The sequence below is a fragment of the Limimaricola cinnabarinus LL-001 genome, assembly GCF_000466965.1.
Classification (GTDB): Bacteria; Pseudomonadota; Alphaproteobacteria; order Rhodobacterales; family Rhodobacteraceae; genus Limimaricola; species Limimaricola cinnabarinus.
The window spans coordinates 13,330-29,263 of sequence record NZ_BATB01000016.1 but is presented as its reverse complement, the minus strand read 5'-3'; the positions used below and the strand labels follow the sequence as shown (position 1 = coordinate 29,263).

Genomic DNA, 15,934 nt, shown 5'->3' with positions numbered 1-15,934 from the left:
ACATGCGCAGCGTCGTTCTCATCGGTCTTTACATGGCGGCAACGAGCCTTGCAAACGCCGCCCCCGCCGACATCGAGGCCCTGCGCAAGGGCGACATGCGCAAGCTCGCGGTGCATGCCGAACCGCAGCGCGGCTCGGACGTGCCTTTCGAGAGCGAGGATGGCGGTGAGATCACGCTCGCCGATTACGAGGGCAAGCCGGTGCTGGTGAACTTTTGGGCCACGTGGTGCGCGCCCTGCCGGATCGAGATGCCGCAGCTCGCGGCGTTGCAGGACGAATATGGCGGCGCGGATTTCGAGGTCGTCACCATCGCCACGGGCCGTAATGATGCGGCCGGGATGGAGCGGTTCCTCACTGAAATCGGCGCCGAGGCCCTGCCGCGCCACAAGGACCCGCGGCAGGCGCTGGCGCGCGACATGGGTGTGCTGGGCCTTCCGGTGACGCTTCTTCTGGATGCCGGAGGGCAGGAGATCGGGCGGCTTCAGGGCGAGGCCGACTGGTCCTCCGACAGCGCGCGCGCCATCGTCGAGGCGCTGATTGCCCAAGGGCAGGACGGTTGAGGCGCCGAGGTCGAGTATTGCTGGAGTGAAGTGGCCCGAGGTCGCGGCCACTCCGCTCTGAAAATACTCATGGCGACCAAGCCGGGCCAGTCGCGCCGGTCGCTACTCAGGCGGTGCCCGAGGTGGGTGACAAGCTCAGCGGGTCTATGCCGAGCCCTTTGAGCGCGGCGGACCACTTGTGCTCGTTGGCGCGGCCGAAGACCACCGCGTGCTGCGCCTCGCCGATGAGCCAGCCGTTCTGCGCCAGCTCGTCCTCGAGCTGACCCGGCCCCCAGCCGCGTAACCCAGCGCCAGAAGCGAGGATTTGGGCCCACGCCCATGCGCGATGTCCTCCAGCACGTCGAGCGTCGCCGTCATCGCCGTGCCCTCGTCGACCTGCAGCGTGCCTTGGTCCGAGGAATAGTCGGTCGTGTGCAGCACGAAGCCGCGGCTCTCCTCGACCGGGCCGCCGATATGCACGCGGATGTCGCGTATGCCGGGATCGGAGGCGATTTCCAGCTGCTCCAGCAGATCCGAGAATCGCACCTCGGTTGCGGGCTTGTTGACGATGAGCCCCATCGCGCCTTCGTCGGAATGGGCGCAGATGAAGATCACCGCGTGATCGAAACGCGGATCGGCCATGCCGGGCATTGCGATGAGGAGCTTGCCGCTCAGATCGGGGTTCAGGGCTTCCATGCTTTCAGAATGCGGTGCGCGGGCAGCACGATCAAGGGGGTGCGCACGCGGCTCTCGCAGCGACGTGACTTTCCTTCGCTCCGCACCGGGGGCATCAATGCGCCCATGACCTGTCGCATGCCCCTTGCCCCGCTCGCCATCCTGCTTGCCCTCGCCACGCCCGTCGCAGCTCTTGCCGGTCCGGTGGACGACATCGTGCGGCTCGACATGCTGCCGGGCTGGCGGGCCGAGGATGGCACGCAGATGGCCGGGTTCCGGATCACCCTCGCGCCGGGCTGGAAGACCTACTGGCGCGCGCCGGGCGAGGCGGGAATTCCGCCACAGATAAACTGGAGCGGTTCCGAGAACGTCGCGGGGGCGGCGTTTCATTGGCCGGTGCCCGAGATCTTTCATATCGGCGGCTACGAGACCTATGGCTACTCCGATCAGGTGGTGCTGCCGGTCGCGATCGCGCCTGCGCGGACGGGGGCCCCGATGCGGATCGCGGGCCAACTCGAGATCGGCGTGTGTCAGGATGTCTGCGTGCCGGTGACGCTCGATTTCTCGGCCGATCTTCCGACCGGGGCGCGCCGCGATCCGGCCTTGGCGCTGGCGTTGGCCGACCGGGCGAAGACGCCTGCCGAAGCGGGGCTCGATCCGGCGCGCTGCGCCTTCGCCCCCGGTGCCGACGGCCTGTCGCTCACCGCGACGCTTCCCGCCGGGGCCGACGCCGAGGCGGTGGTGATCGAGACAGGCGATCCGTCGCTCTGGGCCGCGCCGGTGCAGTTGCGCCGCGAGGGCGGCGCCATCGTCGCCAGCACGCGCATTTCGCATATCGCCCGCGCCCCGGTGGCGATCGACCGCTCGGCCCTCGTCCTCACGGCGATCGGCGGTGGCAAGGCGGTCGAGTTCCGAGGTTGCGCGCCCGCCTGAGGGCGGGCCGCCTCACTTGCGCCGCAAATGCTCGTCGAGGCGGGGCAGGATCTCTACGAAATTGCAGGGCTTGTGGCGGTAGTCGAGCTGGCGTTCGAGGATATTGTCCCAGGCGTCGCGGCAGGCGCCGGGGCTGCCGGGCAGGGCGAAGAGATAGGTGCCGTTCGCGACACCACCGGTGGCGCGGCTCTGCACGGCCGAGGTGCCTATCTTGTTCATCGAGACGATGGTGAAGACCGTGCCGAAAGCGTCGATCTCCTTTTCGTAGACGTCGCGATGCGCCTCGACCGTCACGTCGCGGCCCGTCAGGCCGGTGCCGCCGGTGGAAATGACCACGTCGATGGCCGGGTCGGCGCACCAGTCCCGGAGCTTGGCGGCGATGGCGGCGCGGTCGTCGCGCAGGAGGTCGCGCGCGGCGAGGATGTGCCCGGCGGCCGTCAGCCGCTCCACCAGCGTGTTGCCGGAGCGGTCGTCGGCGGCGTCGCGGGTGTCGCTCACCGTGAGGATGGCGATGCGGATGGGGAGAAAATCACGGTCCATGGTCAGGCCTTGTTCAGGAGAGCGAGCCGTAGCGCCAGCCCGGCGAAGATCGAGGCCGAGACGCGTCCCAGCCAGCGGTTGAACGCCGCCGAGCCGGCAAGGCGGCGGCCGACGCCGCCCGCGAAGACGCCCACCGCGCCATTGACGATGAGCCCGCCCAGCGACAGCACAGCACCGAGAGCGAGGAACTGCGGCAGTACGGGGCGCGCGGCGTCGGTGAACTGTGGCAGGAAGGCCAGCACGAAGAGGATCACCTTGGGGTTGGTGAGGTTGACGACGAAACCCTGCCGGAAGGCGCGCGAGGGGCGCATGGTGCCAAGATCCTGCTGCGCCGCGTGGCCGCCGCGCAGCGTGGCGAAGGCAAGCCAGCCCAGATAGGTCACCCCGATCCAGCGGATCGTATCGAAAAGCCATGGCATTGCCGCCACGGCGGCCCCGAGACCCAGGCCCGCCAGCGTCACATGCCCAAGGACCGCCACCGCGATGCCCGCATCGGCGGCAAGCGCCACGCGCGGCCCACCACGCAGGCCCTGCCCGAGGCAGAACATCATGTCGGCCCCGGGGGTGAGGTTGAGCGCCAGCGCCGCCGGGACGAAAGCCAGAAGCACGAGGGGGTCGATCATCGCGCCTCTCCGTCGAGCAGGGACCTTAGCAGCAGAAGGTCCGCCCAGGCCTCGCGCTTGGCGAGCGGGTTGGCCATCAGATGCGCGGGAGAGAAGATCGGTAGGGCGGGTCGGCCCAGCACCTTGTCCCAGCGGCCCCGCAGCCGGTGCAGCCCGCCGCCCTTCATCAACGCCGCGCAGGCGACCGATCCCATCACCACGAGGATCTCCGGGCCGGCCAGCTCGATGTGCCGATCGAGAAAGGGCCGCATCATCGCGAGATCCTTGGGGTCGGGCGCGCGGTCGCCGGGGCTGCGCCATGGCAGGACCGGGGCCATGTAGACCGCGCTGTCGGTATCTGGCGCCTCGACGGAGAGGCCGATGGCGCCGAGCATCCGCTCGAGCAGCACAGCGGCGGGGCCCGCCACGGGCACGCCCGCGCGGTCCTCCTCGCGGTGCGGCGGATCAAGGAGCAGCATGACGCGGGCCTGCACTCGCCCGCCCGCGAAGACAAAGCTGCGCGCGCCGCGCCCGAGATCGCAGAACTCGAACCTTCCATCGCGTCGGCGAGCGCCTCGAGATCGGGCGCGGCGTCGGCGGCGGCGCGGGCGATGGCCACGGGATCGGGCTCTTCGAGCCGCGGGGGCGCGTGAGGGGCCGCTTGCTTGGTCGCGGCCATGGCGGGGCGCGCATCGGTGAGCGTATAGCGGTCGAGGGGCGCGTCGAGCATCGCCTCATCCGCGCCCATCTCGATCTGCCAGTCGAGCAGCGCCCGCGCGCTCCAGTAGTCCAGTGCCGATTCCATGCCGCGCAGGCTATGCCGGATCGCGGCGGGATGGCAGGGGGCTGTTGCGTCCCGGCGCGAGCGCGGCCCCGCGAGGACGCATCAGGCGTCGTTGTGCCGTTCGATCCAGCCGCGCAGGTCCTCGGCCTCGTGGCGCGCCTCGCGCAGCGCCTCCATCGCAGCGCGCAGTTCCGCCTCGGACTGGCGCAACTGGCCGGTCAGCTCGGCCTCGCGCTCCTCGACATAGGAGATCGCCTGATCGCGGGTCTCCTCCGCCTCGTGCAGCGATTGCGCCATGCGGTCCAGCTCGCCGATATCGGCGCGGGTGACGCGGGTGAAACGGTTCACCAGCCAGCTGGCGAACCAGCCGAGCGCGAAGGCGGCAAAGAGGATGACCGCCGTGGCGATGATGAACTCGGTTCTGTTCACGTCCTGTCCTTATTCGTCTGAAGCGTCGGACGGCCGCGCCCTCGGGCCGGTCGCGGGCCTGTCCATGACCTGCGGCGCGTCGGCGTCGGCGGTCTCGGGCTCGGGCTCGGGTCTCGTTTCGCCCTCCGGGGCATCCTCGTCGTCGTTCGACGCGGTCTCGTCCTCGCTCTGCGCACCGCTGAGCCGGAACTCGATCCGGCGGTTGGCCTCGCGGCCCGCCGAGGTGTCGTTGTCGTCGATCGGATCGGCTTCGCCGTATCCCACGGGGGTGAAGCCCGCCACCGGCACGCGGGCGCGGCGCAACGCCTCGACCACCGCGTCGGCGCGCTTCTGGCTCAGTTCGAGGTTCATCTCGTCGCGGCCCTGGCTGTCGGTATAGCCCGCCACCTCGATCTCCAGCTCCGGGCAGCGGCGCACGATCTCGGCGATGTCGTCGACCACGGGACGCGCCTCGGCGGTGATCGAGGCCGAGCCCGCATCGAAGGTGATCTTGGTATCGGCGGTGACGAAGGCGATCTGGCGCAGGCATTCCTCGGGGCTGGGCAGCCCCGCGATCGGGTCGAGCGATTCGCGATACGCCACGTCGATGTCGAAGCTGGCCCCTTGGCCCAGCTTGTCGGCCATCAGCCGCGCGATGTCGGCGCTCGCGGTCTTGCGTCCGGTGAGACCGGTGAGCGACACGCTGTCGGGGCCGACCGCGAGCTCGCCCTCGGCCAGAAGCGACAGCGCCTCGAGCCCGGTCAGCACCCGCACCGACCAGTCTCCCGGCAGGCCGCCGGTGACGCGCGTCGCCATCACGAGACCGTCGCCGCCGAACCGGGCACGGGCGAAATTCTCGACCGTGGTGTTAGCGAGCTGGTCGGCCAGCCGCCCCGACAGGCGCAGCTGCTTGTCCTTGGCAAGGGTGGCGGCGAACTCGGGCGCGCCCTCGGGACGGGCCTCGGGGGCCTCGGGCAGCACCGCTTCGAGCGCGAAGAGATCGGGCAGATCGTTCTCAAGCCGCCCCGCGATGCGCTCGAACGCCGCGGCGTCGGTGCCCTGCGCCGCGACGAGGGAGACATCCGCATCCGAGAAGGTGACGCTGCCCGCGCCAAGCTCGGCCAGCGCGGCAATGCCGCGCGCGACCGCCTCACCCCATTGGCCCGATGGCACGCCGAGCCCGAGGGTGCAGTCGATCTCGGCCTCGGCGCCCGCCGCCTCGGCAGCGCCGGTGATGCGGCCCATCGCCTCGGCTGTGTCGGCCGAGCAGGCGTCGAAGCGCGCGCCGGCTTCGTCGATCACGAAGCGCGCGGTGAACGGCGTGATCACCGGGCGCGGCGCGCTGATCCTGAGCGCGAGCCGCACCGTGTCTGGCTTGAGCCGCGCCAGCTCGGTTTCGAGCTTGCGCTGCGCCTCGGGGCTGTCGGAGATCGCTTCGATGCGGACCCGGCCGGGCCGCACCGAGAGCTTGGAATGCGGCAGTGCCTGAAGCGCGCGCCCGCGTAGCGCAGCGCCGCGGGCCATTTTTCGGGCACGGGATGGTCGGACACGTCGAGAAGATCCGACACGGGCAGGCCGCCGGCCGCCTCTTCCACCATCTCGATCAGCGCGGCGCGGTCGGTTGCGGCCGGGATCAGCCCGATCAGCGACACGCCGCTGTCGTTGCGCAGGATCTCGATCGCGAAATCGGGCGGCGGCGGGGTCTCGGCCTCGACCACCTGCATGTTGTCGATCACCCGGCTGGCATCGACGATGCCGCTCGCCGCCGAAATGGCGCGGAACCGCACCGCTTCGGTCGGGGCCGCGCCTTCGAGGATCACCTGCAGCCCGTCGGCCTGCACCTTTGCCCAGTCATGGCCCTGCGCGGCGAGGGCGTCGCGCACCTGCTCGACCGAGACATCCTCGATCACGACGACGGCGGTGCGGGCGGCGATGGCCGACACCCCGCCGGCAAGGGCGAAGGCGGCGATGGCGGCGGCGAGGGGTGGGAGGCGCATCCGGGCTCCGGAAACTGTTGCGACCCGCGCCTTCTAGGGCGCGGGGGCGGCCAGATCAATCACAGTGCCAGAGCGGCGGCGGAAAACAGCACGGGCAGCAGCCCCGCATCGCGATTCGAACGAAACAGCCGTAGCAGCCCCGCATTGTCCGATGCATCGAATCGCGACAACTGCCATGACATGTGCCAGCCGATCGCCCAAGGCCCGCCCAGCGCCACCACCAGCGACAGCATCGAGCGGTCGCGCGCCGCCAGCAGAACCGCGAAACCCATCAGCAGCACGGTCGCCACGAGAAAACCGCGCAACCATGTCTTCGTGCGGTCGCCGAACAGCCGCGCGGTGGATTTCACGCCGATCAGCGCGTCGTCCTCGGCGTCCTGATGGGCATAGATCGTGTCGTAGAACAGCGTCCACGCGATGCCTGAGAGATAAAGAACGAGCGGCGCGAGGGAGAGCGAGCCGGCCAGTGCCGCCCAGGCCAGCAGCGCGCCCCAGTTGAAGGCGAGGCCGAGGAACACCTGCGGCCACCATGTGAACCGCTTGGCGAAGGGATAGATCGCCACGGGGACCAGCGAGGCGACGCCGAGCCAGATCGCGGCCCAATCGAAGGTGAGCAGGATGACCAGCGAGACCAGCGACTGCGCCGCCATCCAGATCAGCGCCTGCACCACCCGCACCTGTCCCGCGGGGATGGGCCGCGAGCGGGTCCGCGCGACCGCGCCGTCGATATGCCGATCGGTCACGTCGTTCCATGTGCAGCCCGCACCACGCATCAGGAACGCGCCAAGCGCGCATCCAAGGGCAATCCATGCTCCCTCCCAACCGAACCGCCCGGTGGCGAGCGCGGCCAGCGCGAGACCCCACCAGCAGGGCAGCAGCAGCAGCCATGTGCCGATCGGCCTGTCGGCCCGGCTCAGCCGCAGATAGGGCCGCGCGGCGCGCGGGGCCCACCGGTCCACCCAGTTGCCCTGCACCGCATCCGCGACGGCTCCGCTTTCGGCCTCTGGCATCCGATCCGCCGGTTTCATATGGTCCGCCCCATGGCATCAAAAGTCCGGCTGTTTGTAGATCACCCTCTGGCCGAAGGGCAAACCGTTCCGCTGGAGGCGGCGCAGGCGCACTACCTCTCGGGGGTGATGCGACTTCCGATGGGGAGCGTCATCTCGGTCTTTGACGGGCGATCGGGCGAATTCGACGCCACGCTCGCGCAGGCCAACAAGCGCGGCGGCAGCCTCGAGATCGGCGCGAAGACCAAGGCGTTCATGCCGCCGCCCGACCTGTGGCTGTGTTTCGCGCCGATCAAGAAGGCACGCACCGACTTCATCGTCGAGAAGGCCGCCGAGATGGGCGCGTCGCGTATCGTCCCGGTGCTGACCGAATTCACCAATTCCGAGAGGGTGCGCACCGACCGGCTGCAGGCCCATGCGATCGAGGCCGCCGAGCAATGCGGCGGCACCTATGTGCCGCAGGTGGCCGAGCCGGTGAAGCTGGCCAAGCTGCTCGACGGCTGGCCCGAGGGACGTCGCCTGATGTTCTGCGACGAGGCGCTGGTGGGCGAGAGCGGCGCGCTGCCCGACGCGCCGGGGCCATGGGCGGTGCTGATCGGGCCGGAGGGCGGGTTCTCGGACACCGAGCGCAGCCGGCTGCGCCGCCTCGATCATGCGCATCCCGTGAGCTTGGGCCCGCGCATCCTGCGCGCCGATACCGCCGCCGTGGCGGCGCTGACGCTGTGGCAGATGCGCTTGGGGGACTGGCAGTGACACGTTCTGAGCCGAAGCGCGCGGCCTTGGCCGGGCATGAGTATTTCAAGTGTAAAGTCGGGCGGGGCGATGGCCGATCTGTTGCGCCCTGAGGCCCGCGCGGCGCTGTGGCGCGGGCGCGAGGTGATTGCGGGTCTGGCCGTGCTGGGCCTCGGGCTGTGGTGGGCGCTCACGAGCTTTGGCATCCTGCAATGGCTGGGCTGGGGCCTTGCCGCGCTGGGCGCAGGGTTGATGGTGGGCGGCGTGCAGCGCTGGCGCTTTCGGCAGGAAGGGCGGGGGCCGGGCCTTCTCAGGATCGATGAGGGGCGCGTGGCCTATATGGGGCCGCTCACCGGTGGCACGATGGATCTCGACGCGGTGCGCCGCCTCAGGCTCGATCGGCGCGCCAAGCCCGCGCATTGGCTTTTGGAGAGCGGGAGCGAGGTGCTGGCGATTCCGGTGACCGCCGATGGGGCCGAGACGCTGTTCGATGCCTTCGCGGCGCTGCCGGGGCTCAGGCATGGTCGCATGATCGAGCTTCTCAATGGCGAGACGCCGGACGTGGTGACGGTCTGGACCCGGCCCGCCCGGCTCACCGTCGTCTGAGGATCGCGGGCGATCGATGGGGGATTCTGTGCGGGGGCGCAAAGACCCCGCGCGCGAAACCGCGCGGCCTCTCCATTGACTTATGGCCCCATGCGCGACACCTGTAGCCCCGCCTCGCACGATAGGAGCCAGCGCCATGTCCATCCCTCAATCCGGCGGCGGGCCGATCGAGCACCATTCCCAACTCGCCGAATATCTCGCCTCCGGCTGCAAGCCCGAGAGCGATTGGCGCATCGGCACCGAGCACGAGAAGTTCGGCTATTGCCGCGACAGCCTGAAGCCGCTGCCCTATGAGGGGCCACGCTCGATCCGCGCCATGCTCGAAGGGATGCGCGACCGCTTCGGCTGGTCGCCGGTCGAGGAGCAGGGCAAGCTGATCGGGTTGGAGCGCAACGGCGCCAATATAAGCCTCGAGCCGGGCGGGCAGTTCGAGCTGTCGGGCGCGCCGCTCGAGACGATTCACCAGACCTGCGACGAGGTGAATAGCCACCTCGCCGAGGTGAAGGAGATCGCCGACGAAATCGGCGTCGGCTTCATCGGGCTGGGTGCCGCGCCCCAGTGGTCCGAAGACCAGATGCCGATGATGCCGAAAGGCCGCTACCGGCTGATGACCGATTACATGGACCGCGTCGGCACCCATGGAAAACAGATGATGTACCGCACCTGCACGGTGCAGGTGAATCTCGACTTTTCCTCCGAGGCGGACATGGTCAAGAAACTGCGCGTGGCGCTGGCGTTGCAGCCGGTGGCGACCGCGCTTTTCGCCAACTCGCCCTTCTTCGACGGCAAGCCCAACGGCATGAAATCCTGGCGCTCGCGGATCTGGCGGGGCCTGGACGATTCGCGCACCGGGATGCTGCCCTTCGCCTTCGAGGAGGGCATGGGCTTCGAGCGCTATGTCGATTGGGTGCTCGATGTCCCGATGTATTTCGTCTACCGCGACGGGAAATACATCGACGCGCTGGGCCAATCCTTCCGCGACTTCCTCAAGGGCGAGCTTCCGGCGCTGCCGGGTGAAAAGCCGACGCTCTCGGACTGGGCCGATCACCTGACCACGGTGTTCCCAGAGGCGCGGGTCAAGAAGTTCATCGAAATGCGCGGCGCCGATGGCGGTCCGTGGCGCCGGCTCTGCGCGCTGCCCGCCTTCTGGGTCGGGCTGACCTATGATCAGGGCGCGCTCGACGCGGCGTGGGACATGGTCAAGGGCTGGGACGCCGAGACCCGCGAGGCGCTGCGCGTGGCGGCCGCCGAGCAGGGGCTTCAGGCGCGGGTGAACGGCCTGTCCATGCATGATCTGGCGCGGCAGGCGGTCGAGATCGCCGAGGCCGGTCTCAAGGCGCGGGCCCGGCCCGGCGCGGGCGGCTGGTGCCCGACGAGACGCATTTCCTGAACGCGCTCAAGGAAAGCATCGAGACGGGCCGCACGCCCGCGGATGAACTGCTTGAGGAATACCATGGCGCATGGGGCGGCGATCTGGACCGCATCTATGCCGCGCATTCCTACTGAGAGATCCGCGGCCCGTTCCGGCGGGCCGCGCGCTTCAGTTCAGGCGCGGAAAGCCGTGGGTTTCGGAGCGGTGGTCGAGCATGCGCCGCCGGTCGATCGCCGCGTTGTGGCGGCGGATCATCACCGGCAGCCGCGGCAGGTCGATCAAAAGCCACAGCACGGTCACCGCCAACCCCACGACGGTGACGGCCAGCATCAGCATCATCGCGCCTGACCCGGTCCGGCCCATGTAGAATCGATGCGCGCCCAGCGGCCCGAGAAAAATTGCCAGCAGCATGGCAGTGGTGAGGTTCTTGTGCCGCTGCGGCTCCTCTGCCGGGGGAGGCTGTTTCCAGTCCTTGGACATTGCTGGCAAACTCGTGACTATCGTTACCTGTCGTGCGTATGAACGACCTCAGGATCATCCCCCCTTTGCCGGGGAGAGGCAACGCGGCAAGGGTATAGGTCTATTTCCTGCCGATGCGCGGCTCGGTGCCGGCGCGCAGCCGCGCGATGTTGGGGGCGTGCCGGGCGTAGAGGATCAGCGCCAGCACGAGGCTGAGCAGCACAATCCGCCCATCTCCGAAGAGCAGCGAATAGAGCGGCGCGAAACCCGCAGCCAGAAGCGCCGCGAGCGAGGAGTAGCGGAACGCGAAGGCGGCGGCGAGCCACGTGGCGCAGGCCGCGAGGCCCACGGGCCAGCTCAGCGCGATCAGCAGGCCGAGGATCGTCGCCACCCCCTTGCCGCCGCGAAACCGCAGCCAGATCGGGTAGCAATGACCGGCGAAGGCCGCGGCCCCCGCGATCTGCGCCGCGTCTTCGGCGGCGAGGATCCGCGCGAGGATGACGGCGGCGATCGCCTTGCCCGCGTCGAGCAGCAGCGTCGCGATGGCAGCAGCTTTCGAGCCGGTGCGCAGCACGTTGGTGGCGCCGATATTGCCCGATCCGATGGCGCGCACGTCGCCCAGTCCCATGGCACGGGTGATGATGAGGCCGAAGGGGATGGAGCCCAGAAGGTAGCCGATCACCGCCCAGAGGATCAGCAGGGCGGTCGTGGTCTCCATCACGGGCATCAGCAGGTCTCCGTCACGCTCCGACCTGCAACCCAGGTCCCGAGGACCTTGCCCTCCAGCCGGGCCCCGTCAAAGGGGGTGTTGCGCGATTTCGAGCGGAGTGTGGCCCGATCGAGCACGAAGGGCGCGTCGGGGTCGAACCAGACCAGATCGGCGGGCGCGCCCGCGGTCAGCCGACCCGTCTCCAGCCCCAGCCGCCTCGACGGGTTGAGCGATAGCGCCCGGAACAGGCCGGGCAGGTCGATCACCCCGCCATGCACCAGCCGCATCGAGGCGGGCAGGAGGGTTTCGAGGCCCACCGCGCCCGAGGCCGCCTCCTCGAAGGGCAGACGCTTGCTTTCCTCGTCCTGCGGCGTGTGCATGGAGCACAGGATGTCGATGAGGCCCGAGGCCAGCGCCTCGCCCACCGCCATGCGGTCCTCCTCGGCACGCAGCGGCGGCTTGAGCTTGGAGAAGCTGCGGTAGTCGGCGACGTCGAGCTCGTTCAGCGTCAGGTGATGCACCGACACCCCCGCCGTGATGTCGAGACCGTTGTTCTTGGCCCGCTCCAGCGCCGGAAGCGCCCGCGCCGTGGTGATCTGGTCGGCGTGATAGCGCGCGCCCGTCATCTCCAGAAGCGCGATGTCACGGTCGAGCGCCATGCGCTCGGCCATGGGCGACACGCCCGGCAGGCCGCGCAGCGAGGCGAACTTGCCCGAGGTGACGACGGCGCCCTTCGACAGGCCCGGCTCCTGCACATGCGCCATCACCAGCGCATCGAGCGAGCGGGCATAGGCTAGCGCGCGGGAAAACACCTTGGTGTCGGTGACGACGCGGTCGCAATCTGTGAAGGCCACCGCGCCCGCGTCGCGCAAAAACCCGATCTCGGTCATCTCGCGCCCTTCGCGGCCCTTGGTCAGCGCCGCCATCGGCAGCACCCGGACCGGGCTGTCCTCGCGGGCACGGCGCACCACGAATTCGAGCGTTTCAGGCGTGTCGATGCTGGGCAGCGTGTCGGGGCGGGTGACGATGGTGGTGACGCCGCCGGCGGCGGCGGCGCGCCCGGCAGAGGCAAAGCTCTCCTTGTGCCGCTCGCCCGGCTCGGACACCTTGACCCCGAGATCGACGATCCCCGGCGCGAGGCATTTGCCCCGGCAGTCGATCACCTTCTCCGCCTGTGGCAGATCACCGCTCTCGATCACGGCCTTGATACGGCCATCCTCGACCAGCAGCGCGCCGCGCGTCTCGCCGCACTCGGGGTCGATCAGCCGGGCATTGGTGAAAAGAATGCTCATGCCATCACTCCGGTCTCGGTCCGCGCCGCGCGCGCGTTGCGCGCCAGAAGGTCCATCGCCGCCATGCGCACGGCGACGCCCATCTCGACCTGCTCCTGGATCACGGAGCGGTTGATGTCGTCGGCGATGGTGCCGTCGATCTCGACGCCCCGGTTCATCGGCCCGGGATGCATCACGATGGCGTCGGGCTTGGCATGGGCCAGCTTCGCGGCATCGAGGCCGTAGCGGTGGAAATACTCGCGCTCCGACGGGATGAAGCCGCCATCCATCCGTTCTTTCTGCAGCCTGAGCATCATCACCACGTCGACGTCGCGAAGGCCCTCTTCCATGTCGTCGAACACCTCGACGCCGAACTCGGCCACGCCCGAGGGCATCAGGGTCGGCGGTGCGATGAGGCGGATGCGGTTTTCCATCTTGCCCAGGAGCATGATGTTCGAGCGCGCGACGCGGCTATGCGCGATGTCGCCGCAGATCGCGATGGAAAGCCGGTGCAGCCGCCCCTTGGCCCGGCGGATGGTAAGCCCGTCGAGCAGCGCCTGCGTCGGGTGCTCGTGCCGCCCGTCGCCCGCGTTGAGCACCGAGCAGTTGACCTTCTGCGCCAGCAGGTCGACCGCGCCGGAGTTCGGGTGCCGCACGACCAGCAGGTCGGGGCGCATCGCGTTGAGCGTCAGCGCCGTGTCGATCAGCGTCTCACCCTTCTTCACCGAACTGGCCTGCATCGCCATGTTCATCACGTCCGCCCCGAGCCGCTTGCCCGCGATCTCGAAGCTGGCCTGCGTGCGGGTCGAATTCTCGAAGAACATGTTGATCTGGGTCAGCCCCGCCAACACGTCGCGCGGCGCGCAGCCCTGCCGGTTCAGCTCGGCGTAATGCTGGGCGGTGTCGAGAAGCTCGGTGATCTCGGTTGGGTGCAGGGGCTCGATCCCGAGCAGGTGGCGGGCACGGAAGGTCATGGGCAAGGCTCCGGGATGCTGCGCGCGCCTTATAGGGCCGGGGCGGGCGCCGCGTAAAGCGGCGGGGCCGCACTGGGGGGGCGATGCGCGCCAGCGGATCGACAGCATGATCCGCGCGTGCGAGACCTGCGCCGCACCGGGATGGAGCCGGACGGCAAGGGAGACATCGATGCGAGGCAGCCTCAAGACAACGCTGCGGGAGCTTTACGAGGGTGAGACCTCGCGGGCGCATAGCTTTCGCTACTGGCTTCTGGGCTTCGATCTCATGGCGATCCTCTTTGTCGTCGTCACCTCCTTCACGTCTTACGGGCCTTGGATTCAGGTGGTCGATATCGCCTTCGGTCTGGTGATCATCGTCGATCTGGCCGCCCGCGTCTGGCTGGCCCCGCGGCCGTGGCGGTTCCTCGTCTATCCCACGACCCTCGCCGATCTGGTAAGTGCGGTTTCCTTCTTTGCGCCGCTCGCAGGCGAGGGTTTTGCCTTTCTGCGGGTGGTGCGGATGCTGCGGCTCTTGCACATGTACCAGATGCGGGACCGGCTACGGCAGGATTTCCGCTTCTTTCGTGAAAACGAGCAGGCGTTGGTCGCGGCGACCAATCTCGCGTCTTCATCTTCGTGATGTCGGGCCTCGTCTTCGCCACGCAGCACCGCACCAGCCCCGATATCGGCAATTACGCCGACGCGCTCTATTTCACGGTGACGGCGCTAACGACGACGGGCTTCGGCGACATCACCCTTCAGGGCACTTGGGGGCGGATGATCTCGATCGCCATCATGATCTGCGGCGTCACGCTGTTTTTGCGGCTGGCGCAGGTGCTGTTTCGCCCGCTCAAGGTGCGCGAACCATGCCAGACCTGCGGCCTCGTGCTGCACGATGCGGACGCGGTGCATTGCAAGCATTGCGGCACCAACATCCACATCGAGACCGAAGGCGAGATCTGAGGCCGGGTCCCACCGTCAGGGCGTGAGGCCGGTGCGCGACAGGTAAACCCGCACCGCTTCCTGCACATGGCGGAACCGGTCGCCGCCCAGATGCTTGCCGCCATACCAGCGGGTCACGACGATGATGTGCCCCTCCACCGTGTCGCGCTCCAGCATGCGCAGAATCACCATCCCTGCGCCGCTTTCGCCGTCATCGCCCTTGAGCGGGCCATCCGCCGTCAGCAGCCCCCAGCTGTTATGGGTGGCCTTGGCGAACTTCTTGCGGCGCTGCAGCTCCTTGAGAAACCCCTTGGCCTCGGCCTCCGAGGCGCAAGGGCCGCCGGAAACCGCGTATTTCGAGCCGCGATCGCTGATGATGTTCTCGAACACATGCATGGTGCCGGCCTAGAGGCCGGGCGGGCTTGGATCAAGCGAAGGCAGGGCGGTCTTCAGTCGCGCGGGGCCGCCGCGCGCCGAAGCCGGTCGTTGATCGCGCGGCCCAGCCCGTGGTCGGGGATGGGGGCCACGGCGATCCGCTCAGCCCCCATCGTGTCGAGCCGGTGCAGGCAATCGAAGAGATTGGCCGCCGCCTCTACAAGGTCGCCCGAGCGCGACAGGTTCATGTCCGCCCCGAGCGGGCCGAAGCCGAGATAGGTCTCGCCCGGCTCGGTTTCGGTCGCATCGAGCCGCACCGTGCCGCGCGGCGCGTAATGCGACACGAGCTGCCCGGGGGCGGTGGGCGCGGTGGCGGGTGCCACGGGGCCGAGCGCCAAGGATGCGCCGAGGCAGGCCTCGATCGCCTCCGCCGGGAGCCCACCCGCGCGCAGCAGCACCGGTGCCTCCCCGATGCAGTCGAGGATCGTGGATTCGAGGCCGACGCCGCAGGGTCCGCCATCGAGCACCGCGTCGATCCGGCCCGCCAGCCCCGCCAGCACGTGCGCGGCGGTGGTCGGGCTGATGCGGCCCGACGGGTTGGCCGACGGGGCCGCCACCGGCAGCGCCGCCTCGCGCAAAAGCGCCTGCGCCAGCGGGTGATCGGGCACCCGCACCGCCAGCGTGTCGAGCCCCGCCGTCACCAGTTTCGAGATCCCGGCATAGGGCCGGATCGGCAGCACCAGCGTCAGCGCGCCGGGCCAGAAGGCGGCGGCGAGACGGCGCGCGGTGTCGTCCAGCACGCAATAGGCCTCGACCGCCTCGGCGTCGGGCAGATGCACGATCAGCGGGTTGAAGCTGGGCCGCCCCTTGGCTTGATAGATCCGCGCCACGGCGGCATCGTCGCTTGCGTCGCCGCCAAGCCCGTAGACCGTCTCGGTCGGAAAGGAGACGAGCCCGCCACGGCGCAGCATTTCGGCGGCACGCTTGAGGCCGGTCTCGTCGGGATCGAGGTGTCGGGTCATGACGTGGC

General features: G+C 69.2%; 18 protein-coding genes and 3 pseudogenes. 7 read left to right on the top strand and 14 right to left on the bottom strand.

Features of this window, described 5'->3' with window-relative positions:
- Window positions 1–2: 2 nt before the first annotated feature.
- On the top strand, window positions 3–560 hold the full coding sequence (locus MBELCI_RS07830) for a TlpA family protein disulfide reductase (RefSeq protein ID WP_021693649.1): 558 nt from the start codon (window positions 3–5) through the stop codon (window positions 558–560).
- Between the two features lie 106 nt (window positions 561–666).
- Here MBELCI_RS07830 and MBELCI_RS07825 read toward each other — a convergent pair.
- Window positions 667–1,235: pseudogene (locus tag MBELCI_RS07825) on the bottom strand (YqgE/AlgH family protein).
- A gap of 117 nt (window positions 1,236–1,352) precedes the next feature.
- Between MBELCI_RS07825 and MBELCI_RS07820 the strand changes: the two are divergent.
- Window positions 1,353–2,147, top strand: a complete 795-nt coding sequence (locus MBELCI_RS07820) for a protein-disulfide reductase DsbD domain-containing protein (protein WP_021693647.1) — start codon at window positions 1,353–1,355, stop codon at window positions 2,145–2,147.
- Window positions 2,148–2,159: 12 nt separating this feature from the next.
- Here MBELCI_RS07820 and moaB read toward each other — a convergent pair whose 3' ends face one another.
- The 7 genes and pseudogenes from moaB to ubiA form a co-directional block, all read right to left on the bottom strand.
- Window positions 2,160–2,687, bottom strand: a complete 528-nt coding sequence (gene moaB / locus MBELCI_RS07815; RefSeq protein ID WP_021693646.1) for a molybdenum cofactor biosynthesis protein B — start codon at window positions 2,685–2,687, stop codon at window positions 2,160–2,162.
- Window positions 2,688–2,689: 2 nt separating this feature from the next.
- The gene (locus MBELCI_RS07810) at window positions 2,690–3,310 is read right to left on the bottom strand and encodes a LysE family translocator (protein ID WP_021693645.1); all 621 of its coding nucleotides are present in this window, start codon (window positions 3,308–3,310) and stop codon (window positions 2,690–2,692) included.
- Window positions 3,307–4,094: pseudogene (locus MBELCI_RS07805) on the bottom strand (uracil-DNA glycosylase). Before MBELCI_RS07805 ends, MBELCI_RS07810 begins: the two are co-directional and overlap by 4 nt.
- Before the next feature lie 81 nt (window positions 4,095–4,175).
- A complete protein-coding gene (locus MBELCI_RS07800; RefSeq protein ID WP_021693643.1) occupies window positions 4,176–4,502 on the bottom strand; it encodes a hypothetical protein in 327 nt (108 codons plus the stop codon).
- A 9-nt stretch (window positions 4,503–4,511) separates the two neighbouring features.
- Entirely contained in the window at window positions 4,512–5,126 is a 615-nt protein-coding gene (locus MBELCI_RS21550) for an OmpA family protein (RefSeq protein ID WP_235047594.1), read from the bottom strand.
- A 680-nt stretch (window positions 5,127–5,806) separates the two neighbouring features.
- Window positions 5,807–6,478 (bottom strand): BON domain-containing protein, encoded by a 672-nt coding sequence (locus MBELCI_RS21545; RefSeq protein WP_235047593.1) that lies wholly within the window; start codon window positions 6,476–6,478, stop codon window positions 5,807–5,809.
- Between the two features lie 59 nt (window positions 6,479–6,537).
- Entirely contained in the window at window positions 6,538–7,506 is a 969-nt protein-coding gene (gene ubiA, locus MBELCI_RS07790) for a 4-hydroxybenzoate octaprenyltransferase (RefSeq protein ID WP_045319853.1), read from the bottom strand.
- Between the two features lie 12 nt (window positions 7,507–7,518).
- On the opposite strand from ubiA, the gene MBELCI_RS07785 reads away from it, so the two are divergent.
- From MBELCI_RS07785 to MBELCI_RS07775, 3 genes and pseudogenes are all read left to right on the top strand, one after another.
- Entirely contained in the window at window positions 7,519–8,238 is a 720-nt protein-coding gene (locus MBELCI_RS07785; RefSeq protein ID WP_045319860.1) for a 16S rRNA (uracil(1498)-N(3))-methyltransferase, read from the top strand.
- Window positions 8,239–8,307: 69 nt separating this feature from the next.
- Window positions 8,308–8,823, top strand: a complete 516-nt coding sequence (locus MBELCI_RS07780; RefSeq protein WP_021693640.1) for a hypothetical protein — start codon at window positions 8,308–8,310, stop codon at window positions 8,821–8,823.
- A gap of 136 nt (window positions 8,824–8,959) precedes the next feature.
- Window positions 8,960–10,329, top strand: a pseudogene (locus MBELCI_RS07775) (glutamate--cysteine ligase).
- Window positions 10,330–10,363: 34 nt separating this feature from the next.
- Here MBELCI_RS07775 and MBELCI_RS07770 read toward each other — a convergent pair.
- The 4 genes from MBELCI_RS07770 to MBELCI_RS07755 form a co-directional block, all read right to left on the bottom strand.
- Window positions 10,364–10,675 (bottom strand): TM2 domain-containing protein, encoded by a 312-nt coding sequence (locus MBELCI_RS07770; RefSeq protein ID WP_021693637.1) that lies wholly within the window; start codon window positions 10,673–10,675, stop codon window positions 10,364–10,366.
- Between the two features lie 100 nt (window positions 10,676–10,775).
- On the bottom strand, window positions 10,776–11,381 hold the full coding sequence (plsY, locus tag MBELCI_RS07765; protein WP_021693636.1) for a glycerol-3-phosphate 1-O-acyltransferase PlsY: 606 nt from the start codon (window positions 11,379–11,381) through the stop codon (window positions 10,776–10,778).
- Window positions 11,381–12,655: a dihydroorotase gene (gene pyrC, locus MBELCI_RS07760; protein WP_021693635.1), complete on the bottom strand. Its 1,275-nt coding sequence runs from the start codon at window positions 12,653–12,655 to the stop codon at window positions 11,381–11,383. Before pyrC ends, plsY begins: the two co-directional genes overlap by 1 nt.
- Window positions 12,652–13,608: an aspartate carbamoyltransferase catalytic subunit gene (locus MBELCI_RS07755; protein ID WP_021693634.1), complete on the bottom strand. Its 957-nt coding sequence runs from the start codon at window positions 13,606–13,608 to the stop codon at window positions 12,652–12,654. Before MBELCI_RS07755 ends, pyrC begins: the two co-directional genes overlap by 4 nt.
- Before the next feature lie 169 nt (window positions 13,609–13,777).
- On the opposite strand from MBELCI_RS07755, the gene MBELCI_RS22530 reads away from it, so the two are divergent.
- Together MBELCI_RS22530 and MBELCI_RS22525 are read left to right on the top strand one after the other, a co-directional pair.
- Entirely contained in the window at window positions 13,778–14,227 is a 450-nt protein-coding gene (locus MBELCI_RS22530) for an ion transporter (RefSeq protein WP_021693633.1), read from the top strand.
- Window positions 14,227–14,550 carry a potassium channel family protein gene (locus tag MBELCI_RS22525; RefSeq protein WP_021693632.1) on the top strand — a complete coding sequence of 108 codons (324 nt, stop codon included), beginning with the start codon at window positions 14,227–14,229 and terminating at the stop codon, window positions 14,548–14,550. The genes MBELCI_RS22530 and MBELCI_RS22525 overlap by 1 nt, the downstream gene beginning before the upstream one ends.
- Window positions 14,551–14,565: 15 nt before the next feature.
- Here the strand turns inward: MBELCI_RS22525 and MBELCI_RS07745 are convergent, their stop codons facing one another.
- Both MBELCI_RS07745 and MBELCI_RS07740 read right to left on the bottom strand, forming a co-directional pair.
- Window positions 14,566–14,925 (bottom strand): YigZ family protein, encoded by a 360-nt coding sequence (locus MBELCI_RS07745; protein WP_021693631.1) that lies wholly within the window; start codon window positions 14,923–14,925, stop codon window positions 14,566–14,568.
- 53 nt (window positions 14,926–14,978) lie between these two features.
- Entirely contained in the window at window positions 14,979–15,926 is a 948-nt protein-coding gene (locus MBELCI_RS07740) for an L-threonylcarbamoyladenylate synthase (RefSeq protein WP_021693630.1), read from the bottom strand.
- Window positions 15,927–15,934 lie beyond the last annotated feature (8 nt).

Coding starts and splice junctions, on each gene's coding strand:
- moaB (WP_021693646.1), bottom strand. CDS start 2,687: ATGGACCGTGATTTTCTCCCCATCCGCATCGCCATCCTCACGGTGAGC.
- MBELCI_RS07770 (WP_021693637.1), bottom strand. CDS start 10,675: ATGTCCAAGGACTGGAAACAGCCTCCCCCGGCAGAGGAGCCGCAGCGG.
- MBELCI_RS22525 (WP_021693632.1), top strand. CDS start 14,227: ATGTCGGGCCTCGTCTTCGCCACGCAGCACCGCACCAGCCCCGATATC.
- MBELCI_RS07780 (WP_021693640.1), top strand. CDS start 8,308: ATGGCCGATCTGTTGCGCCCTGAGGCCCGCGCGGCGCTGTGGCGCGGG.
- MBELCI_RS07740 (WP_021693630.1), bottom strand. CDS start 15,926: ATGACCCGACACCTCGATCCCGACGAGACCGGCCTCAAGCGTGCCGCC.
- MBELCI_RS21550 (WP_235047594.1), bottom strand. CDS start 5,126: ATGGCCGACAAGCTGGGCCAAGGGGCCAGCTTCGACATCGACGTGGCG.
- MBELCI_RS07755 (WP_021693634.1), bottom strand. CDS start 13,608: ATGACCTTCCGTGCCCGCCACCTGCTCGGGATCGAGCCCCTGCACCCA.
- MBELCI_RS07785 (WP_045319860.1), top strand. CDS start 7,519: ATGGCATCAAAAGTCCGGCTGTTTGTAGATCACCCTCTGGCCGAAGGG.
- MBELCI_RS07820 (WP_021693647.1), top strand. CDS start 1,353: ATGCCCCTTGCCCCGCTCGCCATCCTGCTTGCCCTCGCCACGCCCGTC.
- MBELCI_RS07810 (WP_021693645.1), bottom strand. CDS start 3,310: ATGATCGACCCCCTCGTGCTTCTGGCTTTCGTCCCGGCGGCGCTGGCG.
- MBELCI_RS07830 (WP_021693649.1), top strand. CDS start 3: ATGCGCAGCGTCGTTCTCATCGGTCTTTACATGGCGGCAACGAGCCTT.
- plsY (WP_021693636.1), bottom strand. CDS start 11,381: ATGCCCGTGATGGAGACCACGACCGCCCTGCTGATCCTCTGGGCGGTG.
- MBELCI_RS07745 (WP_021693631.1), bottom strand. CDS start 14,925: ATGCATGTGTTCGAGAACATCATCAGCGATCGCGGCTCGAAATACGCG.
- pyrC (WP_021693635.1), bottom strand. CDS start 12,655: ATGAGCATTCTTTTCACCAATGCCCGGCTGATCGACCCCGAGTGCGGC.
- MBELCI_RS21545 (WP_235047593.1), bottom strand. CDS start 6,478: ATGCGCCTCCCACCCCTCGCCGCCGCCATCGCCGCCTTCGCCCTTGCC.
- ubiA (WP_045319853.1), bottom strand. CDS start 7,506: ATGAAACCGGCGGATCGGATGCCAGAGGCCGAAAGCGGAGCCGTCGCG.
- MBELCI_RS22530 (WP_021693633.1), top strand. CDS start 13,778: ATGCGAGGCAGCCTCAAGACAACGCTGCGGGAGCTTTACGAGGGTGAG.